The following is an 11,341-nucleotide window of genomic DNA, read 5'->3' as shown; positions in this document are numbered from 1 at the left end:
CGCCTGCCCCACCAGCTGCAGGTCGCCACGGTCGTCACCATAGACCTCGTAGTCGCTCATCGAGCGCGCGTCTTCTCGAGGCTCGAGGCGCGGAGCCTGCCGATGTCGGTGCTCAACGGATCGACGGCGTTCACGACCGCCTCGAGAATGCCGAGTGACCGCAGCACCTGGGCGACATTCTCGAACGTGACTGTCGCATTGCCGTTCTCGATCTTGCGCAACGTGTCGCGCGAGATGTTCGCTCGCTCGGCGACTTGCTGGGCGGTCAGCCCCAGCACCATGCGCCATCCGCGGATGTGCTCGCCGAACGTCTCCATGTCCCGAGCGATCCGATATCCGGCCATGCGCGCCACCTCCGCCCGTCTGTTATGACGAACATACTAGTCATAACATGCGGTTATGGCGAGCATACTGGTCATAACTCGCCTCGGACCGGCCGCTCCGCGCTCAGCAGCAGCGGGCACCGGGGTTGCGGTCCTGGTCGTCCATCCGCTCCCGCCAGAACTGCCGCTCGGTCATCGGCTCCTCGTCCGGGTGCACGCGGCGCTGATGGGCGACATAGGTCACATAGGCGCTGTCGCCCATCAGGTTCGTCATGTACCAGCGGATGCCGCGGCCCACCCGGCCCACGGCGCCCAAAAGAGCGCGCAGGAGGGTGGTCGCGGCATCCGTCCGAGTCATGGTGTCGGCCATCTCAGTGGGACGACGCCTTGCGCTCGTCGGCGAGGATCGGCTCCCACTGCTTCTCGAGCTCGCGTTCCGCGGTGCTCGGCAGGAACCCGGCCGGAGCGAAGCGGCGCGAGGCGACCGGCTCGTCCTCGGTGTTCTCGCCGCCGCCGTTGCGGATGGCCTTCACCGTGGCGATCACGGCGGTGACCATCACGACGATCGCGAGTGTCACGAAGATGATCGACAGGGTGCCCTGCACGGCCGTGTTGCGGATGACCGCGTCGAGCACCGCCGGCTCACCGAGGGAGGTATCGCCGGAGTCGCGAGCGGCCACGTACTTGAAGTGGTTCGCCCAGTAGCCGATCGCCGGTACCGGGGACGCGATCTTGTACAGCGACGCCGTGATGGTGACGACCGCGGTGAACGCGAGCGGCAGGGCGATGATCCACAGCCACTTGAAGTAGCTGCGGCCGCGCTTGGCGACGATGGCCAGCACCACGGCGAGCGCGATCGCGGCGAGCAGCTGGTTCGCGATGCCGAACAGCGGGAAGAAGGTGTTGATGCCGCCGAGCGGGTCGGTCACACCGAGGATGAGGATCGCTCCCCAGCCGGCCACCATGATCGCGGTGCAGATCCAGACGCCGGGGCGCCACGAGACGTCGCGGAACTTGGGGAACCAGGCGCCGATCGAGTCCTGCAGCATGAAGCGGGCGACGCGGGTTCCGGCATCCACCGCGGTGAGGATGAACAGCGCCTCGAACATGATCGCGAAGTGGTACCAGAACGCCATGAGCGCCTGACCGCCGAGTGCCTGCTGCATGATGTGCGCGAGTCCGAGCGCCAGGGTCGGGGCGCCACCGGTGCGGGACACGATCGACTCCTCGCCGACCGCCTCTGCCGTGCCGGTGAGCATCTCGGGCGTGAGGTTCACCCCCGACAAGCCCAACGAGTTCACGAAGGCGACGGCCCCTTCGACCGTGCCACCCGTCGCCGAGGCCGGTGCGTTCATCGCGAAGTAGATGCCCTGGTCGATCGAGATCGCGGCGACGAGGGCCATGATCGCGACGAACGACTCCATGAGCATGCCGCCGTAGCCGATGAAGCGCGTCTGGCGCTCCTTCTCGATGAGCTTCGGTGTGGTTCCGGACGCGATCAGCGCATGGAAGCCCGAGAGCGCACCGCAGGCGATCGTGACGAACAGGAATGGGAAGAGGGGGCCGGCGAACACCGGACCCATGCCGTTCTCGCCGAAGATGCTGACCGCGGGAACCGTGATCTCCGGACGCACCAGCACGATGGCGCCGGCGAGCATGACGATCACGCCGATCTTCATGAAGGTCGACAGGTAATCGCGCGGAGCGAGCAGCAGCCAGACCGGGAGCACGGCGGCGATGAAACCGTAGATGATGATGCCCCACGCGATCGTGGTGCGGTCGAGGTGGAAGATCGCCTGACCCCACTCGGTGCCCGCGACCCAGCCGCCGCCGATGATCGCGGCCATCAGCAGTGCGAAGCCGATGATCGAGACCTCGGTGACCTTGCCGGGGCGCAGGTAGCGCAGGTAGACGCCCATGAAGAGCGCGATCGGGATGGTCATCGCGACCGAGAAGACACCCCACGGGCTCTCGCCGAGCGCGTTGACCACGACGAGGGCGAGGATCGCGACGATGATCAGCATGATCAGCAGCGAGGCGATGATCGCGGCGGTGCCACCGATCTTTCCGAGTTCCTGACGCGCCATCTGGCCGATCGTGCGGCCTCCGCGGCGCATCGAGAAGAAGAGGACCGTGTAGTCCTGCACAGCGCCGGCGAGCACGACGCCGACGATGATCCAGATCGTGCCGGGGAGGAAGCCCATCTGCGCCGCGAGCACGGGGCCGACGAGCGGTCCGGCACCGGCGATGGCGGCGAAGTGGTGGCCGTAGAGCACGCGCCGGTCGGTGGGGACATAGTCCTTGCCGTCCTGGCGGACCTCGGCGGGGGTGGCCCGGCGGTCGTCGGGGCGGGTGATGTACTTCTCGATCACCTTCGAGTAGAAGCGGTAGCCGATCAGGTACGTGCAGACCGCGGCGAACACGAACCAGATCGCGTTGACGGTCTCGCCGCGGACGATCGCGAGCATGGTCCACGCGACGGCACCCAGTAGGGCGATCGCCGCCCAGAGGATGATCTTCGGCAGAGTCCAGCGGTTCGCCTTCTCGTGATGCTCCTCACTGAGGGCGACGGGAGGGAGTTTCGGGTCGGTGACGGGGTCGATGCCCGGTGCGGTCATGGGAGTCTCCTCGGGATACGCGACATTGCGTTCCCCCACGTTAGGAAAACGCGCGGGCCGGATGCGGAGGAGGAAGCGGATGCTGCGACGAGCGGCGCCGATCACGCGATGAACGGATGCCCGTGCGCGCACACAGCGCCCCGCGGAAGGGAGACCGCGGGGCGCTGTGCTGTGGGGGCTACTCCGGTTTCGGCGTCTCCGGGGCCGGCGTCTCCGGTGCGGGAGTCTCCGGTGCCGGGGTTGGTGCCGGAGTCGGTGCGGGAGTCTCCGGGGCATCCGCCGGTGGCGCCTGCTTCGCCGGGGCGTCCGGCGTCGTCACCGTCACGACGGTGCGCACGTCCGAGTCGCCGTACTGGACGAGTCCGAGATAGCGGGCGCCGGCGGTCAGGCCGGTCCAGCTGAGGTCGTAGCTCGTCTTCTCACCGCGGACCGCGGCGATCGGATTCGGCGTCGCGGTGAACGCACCGTCGCCGGCGGGCTGCACGTTGGCGTAGGACATGTCCCACGTCATCGGCCCCGTCGTCGCATACACGTTCGCCACCACCAGATAGGTGCCGGCGGTCGGTGCCGGCACCGTGACCTGCTCGTCCGCCGAGCCGGTCGCCGACTGCCAGTTCTCGTAATACCGCAGGTCGTCCGGGCTCACCACGCGGTACACGGTGAGGTCGAGGTCGCTGCCGTCGTCGTCCGACGAGTCGAGGTCGAACCGGGAGAGCGTCGTGCCCTCCGGGACGTCCACTATCCAGGCGACGTCCTTGTTCGCGTCACCCGAGTTCTCATCGCCCGAGTGCCCCTCGACCGGGTTGTCCGGGTCGGTGAGGAGCTCGTAGGCGGTGAGGCCCGAGAGGTTCAGAGCCAGGTCGCCGTCGAGACCGGGGGTGATCTCCACGGACGTGCTGCCGTCGACGCCGGTGCCGGTGACCTCGGCCGGAGCATCCGCCGTGACCGGGAACACCGCGATCGGCGAACGCACCGAGTTCTTCGCGCTCTTCCAGATGAGCGAACCGGTCGCCCACTCCTCGACCGGCGCGCTCTTGTTGTCGAACGTGACGGTGAAGGTCTTGGTCTGCCCCGGCTTGTCGAACTTCAGCTGCTGCGGGGTGACCTTGACGTTCACGCCCGGAACGGAGGCCTTCGCGGTGAAGGTGCCCTTCTCGGTCGAGGTGACCGTGCGGGTGACGGTCTGCGCGCTGGCCAGCGAGCCGATCGAGATCGACGCCTGGTTGAGGTCGCTGCCGTCGATGGGCTCGATCCCCGGGAAGTCCGACAGGCCCTTCCCGTCGAGGAACGCCGCCCAGTCCTTGACCCCGTTGAGGTACAGCAGCCCGGGGTTCAGATACCGCTTCGGGTCGACCTGACCCGCGCCCTGCTCGAACGGGTCGGTGTTCTTCGATCCGTCGGGCAGCACGGTGTCGTAGGCGGTGGTCATCATCGCCGAGCGGATCTCGGCCGGCGTCGCCTTCGGGTGCTCGCCGAGGTACAGCGCTCCGAGGCCGGCCACGTGCGGCGAGGCCATCGACGTGCCGGAGAGGATGCCGAAGGTCGGCTCCTCGTCGGGTCCGTTGTTCGTCGCCGCGAGGATCGCGACGCCGGGGGCCGCGACATCCGGCTTCAGCACATCACTGCCGTCGGCCAGCATCGGCCCGCGGCTCGAGAAGCCCGCGATCTGCGGCGTCGGGGTGGTCACGCCCGTGGTGTTCTCGCCGACGAGGGTGATCGGGCGGTCGGTGCCGCCCTGCACGTACGCGAGCACGGCGGCGCGGTGCACGGCGTTCAGGTGCACGGTCGGCACGGCGTGGAAGTCGTTGTCGAGCGAGTCGGCACCACCCGGCACGTTCACGAGGACCATGCCGATGCCCCCGGCATCCTTCACGACCTGCGACTTCTCGGCGCGCGCGTTGCCGCCGCGATCGCAGACCACGATGTGTCCGGCGACCTTCGCGGGGTCGAGGGTCGCCGGCAGGCAGAGCTGCGGGTCGACCGCTCCTGCTGCGGCGGCATCCACCGCGGCGATCGACGGGCCGGTGACGCTCTCACCGAACGGCACGCTCACCGAGGCTCCGGCCTGCTCAAACCCGTCGAACTGCACGGTGCCCTCCCAGGTCGGGATGGTCGATGCGGCGACGGTCGTGTACCAGGGCGAGGCGTGGTCGGCCGTGACCGGGTCGGGGCCGTCGTTGCCGGCGCTCGTCGCGACGAAGACACCCGCGGCCGCGGCGTTGAAGAACGCGAGGTCCTCCGGCGACAGCACGGTGCTCGCCGCCCCTCCGCCGATGGAGTAGTTGATCACGTCGACGCCGTCGGCGACCGCCTGATCGATCGCGGCGACGAGGTCGCTCAGCGCGCAGATGTCGTCGGTGGTGACGGTCGTGTCCGGGCCGACGTAGCAGGCCTTGTAGGCCGCGACCTTCGCACCGGGTGCGACGCCCGAGACCGTCCCGAAGTCGACGCCCTCGATGGCGGCGTCGACCTTGAAGTTACCCGCCGCGGTGCTCGCGGTGTGCGAGCCGTGGCCGTCGCCGTCACGCGGCGAGAGGTAGTCGTACTGGAAGTCGAATCCGGCGGCCTCGGCCCCGGCGTAGAAGTACTGTCCGCCGATGAGCTTCGAGGAGTAGTCGCTCGTGTCCCAGTCCTGGCCTTCGACCATCGCGGCCTGGAACTGCCCGCCGTCGGACTTGTCGAAGTACACGTTGGTGCCGTCGGTGTAGGGCTGGTTGCCCTTGTGTCGGCTCTGCTGCTTCTTCTGCTTCTTGATCTTCTTGCCCTCGAAGGACGGATGCTCTGGCGCGATGCCGGTGTCGATCACGCCGACCACGACGCCCTCGCCGGCCTTCTCGACGCCGCCGGTCTGCTGCCACACTCCGCCTCGCCCCTTGCGGTCGTCGCCGAGGCCGAGGAAGTCGGTGGACGTCTGCGCGTCGGGGTGCCGGACCTCGTCCGGGTACACGCCGAGGACATTCTTCGACGCACGCAGCGCATCGACCTGCTCACCGGAGAGGTCGGCGCTGAAACCGTTGAGCGCGACCTGATAGGTGTTGTCGGGCGTGACTCCGATGTCGCCGACCAGGTCGGTCTGCTGCGTCTGCAGGTGCTTGACGTACCGCTGCGAGTCCTGCGATTGCGTCTCGAGCTGCTCGCCCTCGGCGGGCTTCGTCGCCTTCAGGCCTTTGACGTCGCCCTCATAGCTGGCGAGCGGATCGGACTTCATGACCACGATGTAGTGGCCGGGCGTGCCTGCGACCGGAACGGGATGCGTCACCTCCCCGGTCGCCGCGTAGCCGGTGGTTGCTGTCGATGCGATGAACAGAGTCGCCAGGGTGGTGGCTGCTGCCATCCGGAGGGGTGTTCGACCCATGTGGTGCTCCCGATGATCACGGTGCAACCTCGTTGCTGCACCGCGGCCAACATAGTCCCGCTGTTCGCCGCCGAAGAGAGAACTGGTCGATCGACCACCCGGCCTTCGCCGATCGGCCAGGGTTATCCACGGCGTCCCTCCCGATAGGTCGACAGTAAGCTGGAGAGGTGGCCCGCACCCCCCTCCTGTCGACTCGAGTACTGCTCGTCTGCGCAGCGATCGGAGTGGCCACGGGCATCCTCGCCGGCATCGCCGGATGGGTGACTCCCGTGCTGCTGGCGAGCCCCCTTCTCTTCCTCTACGGGCTCGTGCTCGGCTCGCACGTGCTGCCGGGGATCATCGCCCAGGAGGTGCTGCGGCTCCCCCTCGTCGCCCTGATCACGCACGTGTTCGCGGCACTGATCGCGAGTGCCTTCAACCCGGCGTGGGCGCTGCGGTTCATCGGCACCGCCCTGCTGTTCGGCCTCATCCAAGAGGGCGTCGCCGCCCTCACGCGCTACCGCGCCTGGGGGCCGTGGCGCTTCTTCATCTCTGCCGCCGTGATCGGCGTCGTCGTCGCGGTCGTGGTGTTCTTCGCCGCGCATCTGTCGGTCATGCCGCCGTGGGCGCAGATCCTGTACCTCGCGATCTCGGTGCTCGGCCCGATCGCGTGGACCGCGGTGGGGCTCGCGATCGGCTCGGCGCTGCGCAGGGCCGGGGTCGCTCGGCGCTGACTGCATCGGCGCCGGTCGCCTCGGTGCCGGTCGGTTCCGCTCGATGGCGGATCAGGTAAGGCTCAGCTAAGTTAGACGGGTACGATCCGTCGACCCGGGACTCCGCCGTGCGCCCATCCGCGCCCCTGCTGAGCGTGCGTGAGCTCTCTCTCACCCACGCCGATGCCGCGCACCCCTCACCGCGCGACGTGACGTTCGACATCCACCCCGGAGAGGTCGTCCTGCTGCTCGGACCCTCCGGATCCGGCAAGTCGACCCTCACGCTCGCTCTCAACGGCCTGATCCCGCATGCGCTGCCGGCGACCATGGTCGGCACCGTCGAGGCCGGCGGAATCGACACCGCCGCCGCGCAGCCCGCCACTCTGAGCACGCACGTCGCGATGGTGTTCCAGGACCCGGATTCGCAGATCGTCACGGGCACCGTCTACGACGAGGTCGCGTTCGGGCCGGAGAATCTCCTGCTCGCACTCGACGTCGTACGGGGCCGCGTCGAAGCAGCACTGCGCCGGGTGGGACTGTGGGATCGGCGTGAGGAGAACCCGGATCACCTGTCCGGCGGCGGACGGCAGCGACTCGCGATCGCCTGCGCCCTCGCGATGGGCTCGCCCCTGATCGTGCTCGACGAGCCGACTGCCAACCTCGACCCGCAGGGCATCGACGACGTCTATGCCGCACTGGCCGATGTGGTCGCCGCCGGAGACCGCGCGATCCTCCTCGTCGAGCACAACCTCGACGCGGCGATGGATTTCGTGACGCGCACGATCGTGCTCGACCGCGACGGCAGGATCGTGTTCGACGGGCCGGCTGCCGAGGTCATCCGCGCGCATGCCGACGAACTCGTCGGGATGGGCGTCTGGCTGCCGGCCGCCACGCTCGCCGCGCTGCGGCTGCGGGGTCAGGGCCTCTCGTTCGATCCGCTGCCGCTGACTCCGGATGAGCTCGCCGCAGGGCTTGATCGGAAGGGCGTTTCGTCTCGCTCCGCTCGCTCGACTGGCTCGACTGGCTCGACTGGCTCGGCTGGCGATGAGGGCAGCGACGCGAAACGCGCGGACGCCAGCCGGCCCGAGCCGATCATCCGCGCCCGCGGGCTGACCGTGCGCCGCCGACGGACCGAGATCCTGCACGGGATCGACCTCGACCTCGAACCGGGAAGCCTCACCGCGATCGTCGGCGCGAACGGTGCCGGCAAGACGACGCTGATCCAGGCTCTCGCGGGTGTCGTGCCGCCCCCGCGGGGTCAGGTGTCGGTTGACGGCATCGATCCCGGTACTGCTTCCCCCCGCGACCTCGCCGCGCGCATCGGATTCGTGTTCCAGAACCCCGAGCACCAGTTCATCGCGCACACCGTCTTCGACGAGCTGGCGCACGGGCTGCGGCTGCGGCATGTGCCGGATGCGGAGATCACCGCCCGCGTCGCGGAGATGCTCGCGCGGTTCGGACTCGAGCACAAGGCGGACGTGCACCCGTTCCTCCTGTCGGGTGGCGAGAAGCGACGCCTCTCTGTGGGAACGGCTCTGATCACACGACCGCGCGTCCTCGCGCTGGACGAGCCGACGTTCGGGCAGGACCGCGCGCGGGCCGCCGAGCTTCTCGATATCCTGCAGAACCTCCGCGCCGAGGGCACGACGATCGTGATCGTCACGCACGACCTGCAGCTCGTCGCAGAGCACAGCACGCACGTCGTGCTCCTCGCCGGCGGGCAGGTGCGGGCGGCGGGCGCCACCGCAGCGCTGTTCCGCGACCAGCAGCTGTTCGCCGATGCCGGGCTCCGCATACCCGCGCTGCAGCGCGTGCTGGTATCCGCGGGGCTCGAGGTGATCCGATGAGCGCCGATGCCGCGGGCAGCACCGTCCGCAACACCGGCGCCGCCGGCGGAGGCCGCGCTTTCGACCCGTACGCCCGGATGACGGCGACCTCGCCCCGGCAGTTCCTGTACGCCCTGAATCCGCTCGCCAAGGTCGCGGGTTTCGCCCCGGCGATGGTGCTGCTCGTGTTCGTCCGCGACCTCGCCACCCCGGCCGCGTTCCTCGTGCTCGCATACGCGCTGATCCTGGTCGGCGCCCGCCTCACGCGACGTCTGCTCGCTCTGCTGCTTCTCGGACTCCCGGCCGGGATGCTGCTGGTCGCGGTCGGATTCTCGCTGTGGGTGGATGCCGGGCTCGTCGACGGCAGCACGCCGGTGGTGTGGATCGGCGACTGGACGCTGTACAGCGGCGCTCTGGTGATCGGCGCGGCGACCGCGCTGCGGCTCGGCTCGATCATGGCGCTCGCCCTCGTCGGCGGGCTCACCACCAGCGGCCCCGACCTCGTACGGGCGAGCGTGCAGCAGCTCCGGGTGCCCTACCGCGTCGGCTACACGGCGCTCGCGGCGTTCCGGTTCGTGCCGCGATTCGGGCATGAGCTGGCCGTGATCCGCGCGGCGCATCGGGTGCGCGGGTACCACGGCGGGCGCGGACCGTTCGCCCGTATCGCGCGCGGTTGGGGCTACATCGTGCCGCTGCTCGCCGGGGCCATCCGCCATGCCGAGCGCGTCGCCCTGGCGATGGATTCCCGGGCGTTCGGCGCTCATCCCACCCGCACCGAGCGGCATCTCGTGCCGTTCCGCACGCGGGACACGGTCTTCACTCTCGTGACACTGCTGGCGTCCGCCGCCATCTTCGTCGCCTTCTTCCCCTGGCAGCTTCCCTGAAAGGCGCCCCATGGCATACAGCAAGATGGTCAAGCCCGAGACGACCGAGCTCATCCATCTGACGGTCCTGCGCTCGGAGCGCCTCTCGGCGCACTGGATCCGCCTGACTCTCGGCGGCGGCGAGATCGAGAAGTTCCGCCCGATGGGCTTCGACCAGTGGTTCCGCCTGTTCCTGCCGATCGGCGGCGACGCCGGCCTCGAGCGGGTGCCCGCCAAGGCGAACAAGATGTTCGGGTATCTGAAGTTCCTGCGCATCCCCGACGGCGAACGCCCCGTGATGCGCAACTACAGCGTGCGCGCCTATCGTGCGGCGACGGCGGAGGCCGGCGCCGAGATCGACGTGGACTTCGTGCTGCACGGCTCGGCGGCCGACGGCACGGCCGGCCCGGCGTCGCGCTGGGCGGAGATCTGCCAGCCGGGCGAGCACGTGCTGATCATCGACGAGGGGCTCACCTTCAACCCGCAGCGCGGCACGGACCGCGTGGTGCTGGTCGGCGATGAGACGGCGCTGCCGGCGATCGCCTCGATCAGTGCCTCGCTGCCCGCGGATGCCACCGGCACGGCGATCATCGAGGTGCCGAGCGAGGAGGATGCGCTGGAATTCCCGCATCCGTCCGGTCTCGAGGTCGTCTGGCTCGTGCGGCCTCACGATGTCGCTCCCGGTGCGCTGGCGCTGCAGGCGCTGGGCCGCACCGCGCTGCCGGATGCCCCGTTCCACGCGTATGCGGCCGGCGAGCAGGCACTCGCCTCGGGCGCTCGCAAGCACCTGGTGGGCGAGCGCGGTGTCGACAAGAACGCGGTCAGCTTCTGCGGGTACTGGAAGATCGGTGCGGCCTCACCCGCTTCGAAGGCCGCTCGCGAGGCGGCAGCGGAGCCGCTGGCATGAGCGGTGTGGATGCGGCGGGCACGGACGCGGCGGTTCCCCGGCGAGGATCGGGCGGTACCGCGCGAAAGCCGGGTGGGCGCTTCCGCTTTCCCACCGCGATCCTGCTGACCTGCGCGGCGCTCGGTGTGGCGGGCGGCCTGTTGCTGGCACCGGCGAACTGGTTGTCGACGCTGCTCTTCCCCGTGGCGCCGTTCGCGAGCGTGGCGCTGGCCGGGCTCTGGATGCTGCCGTCGGTCATCGCGCTGCGTCTGCTGCGACGCCCGCTGGTCGGACTCCTGGTGGGTCTGCTCGCCGGCCTCGTGATCGTGCCGTTCTCCGGCTACGGGTTCGGCAGCGTGGCGACGAATCTGTGGTGGGCGGCGTTCACCGAGCTGCCGTTCCTCTTCGTGATCTGGCGATACTGGGGCACGTGGATGCACTATGTCGGCGCGGTCGTGGTCAGCGTCGTGTATCCGGTGCTGGCGTGGGCATCGTTCGATCTGGGCAGCTTCCCGCTCGCGGTGCAGGCCCTGTTCTTCTCCATCACCCTGGCGAGCTGCGTCGGTACCACCGCCCTGGGAATCATCATCGCCGATCAGCTCCGGAAGGCCGGCGTCGGCGGGCGTCGTTCGCAATGATCCTGAGGTGACGCCGACCGCGACTCCTGCCGGGGCTTCTCCGCGCAGGCGGACCATCAGGCGGCGATGTCGAAGCGGGCGCGGCCTCCGAGTCGTGGGGGGCGGGTGGGGGCGGCGGGCGGGGGCGGGAGGGACCCCAC

9 protein-coding genes are annotated in these 11,341 nt (G+C 69.3%); 5 read left to right on the top strand and 4 right to left on the bottom strand.

Translation table 11 applies throughout. From position 1 onward, the window contains the following. Window positions 1–56: 56 nt before the first annotated feature. From ACNPM4_RS00075 to ACNPM4_RS00060, 4 genes are all read right to left on the bottom strand, one after another. Entirely contained in the window at window positions 57–344 is a 288-nt protein-coding gene (locus ACNPM4_RS00075; RefSeq protein ID WP_372468255.1) for a helix-turn-helix domain-containing protein, read from the bottom strand. A gap of 103 nt (window positions 345–447) precedes the next feature. Continuing rightward, a complete protein-coding gene (locus tag ACNPM4_RS00070; RefSeq protein ID WP_448984251.1) occupies window positions 448–693 on the bottom strand; it encodes a YbdD/YjiX family protein in 246 nt (81 codons plus the stop codon). A 1-nt stretch (window position 694) separates the two neighbouring features. Then, window positions 695–2,941, bottom strand: a complete 2,247-nt coding sequence (locus ACNPM4_RS00065; protein WP_448984250.1) for a carbon starvation CstA family protein — start codon at window positions 2,939–2,941, stop codon at window positions 695–697. A gap of 178 nt (window positions 2,942–3,119) precedes the next feature. Continuing rightward, window positions 3,120–6,275, bottom strand: a complete 3,156-nt coding sequence (locus ACNPM4_RS00060) for a S8 family peptidase (protein ID WP_448984248.1) — start codon at window positions 6,273–6,275, stop codon at window positions 3,120–3,122. 188 nt (window positions 6,276–6,463) lie between these two features. Here ACNPM4_RS00060 and ACNPM4_RS00055 point away from each other — a divergent pair, with 188 nt between their 5' ends. The 5 genes from ACNPM4_RS00055 (at window position 6,464) to ACNPM4_RS00035 (ending at window position 11,201) form a co-directional block, all read left to right on the top strand. Further along, window positions 6,464–7,009: an ECF transporter S component gene (locus tag ACNPM4_RS00055; protein WP_448984246.1), complete on the top strand. Its 546-nt coding sequence runs from the start codon at window positions 6,464–6,466 to the stop codon at window positions 7,007–7,009. A 107-nt stretch (window positions 7,010–7,116) separates the two neighbouring features. After that, entirely contained in the window at window positions 7,117–8,835 is a 1,719-nt protein-coding gene (locus tag ACNPM4_RS00050; protein ID WP_448984244.1) for an ABC transporter ATP-binding protein, read from the top strand. 77 nt (window positions 8,836–8,912) lie between these two features. Then, entirely contained in the window at window positions 8,913–9,698 is a 786-nt protein-coding gene (locus tag ACNPM4_RS00045; RefSeq protein WP_029261292.1) for an energy-coupling factor transporter transmembrane component T, read from the top strand. A 10-nt stretch (window positions 9,699–9,708) separates the two neighbouring features. Beyond that, window positions 9,709–10,584, top strand: coding sequence for a siderophore-interacting protein (locus ACNPM4_RS00040; protein ID WP_448984242.1), 876 nt, complete (start codon window positions 9,709–9,711; stop codon window positions 10,582–10,584). After that, entirely contained in the window at window positions 10,581–11,201 is a 621-nt protein-coding gene (locus ACNPM4_RS00035) for an ECF transporter S component (protein WP_448984240.1), read from the top strand. Before ACNPM4_RS00040 ends, ACNPM4_RS00035 begins: the two co-directional genes overlap by 4 nt. The last annotated feature ends 140 nt before the right edge of the window (window positions 11,202–11,341 follow it).

The organism is Microbacterium umsixpiens (genome assembly GCF_053543675.1).
Note: the sequence above shows the minus strand (reverse complement) of the source record. Positions and strands in the feature narration are given on the sequence as shown.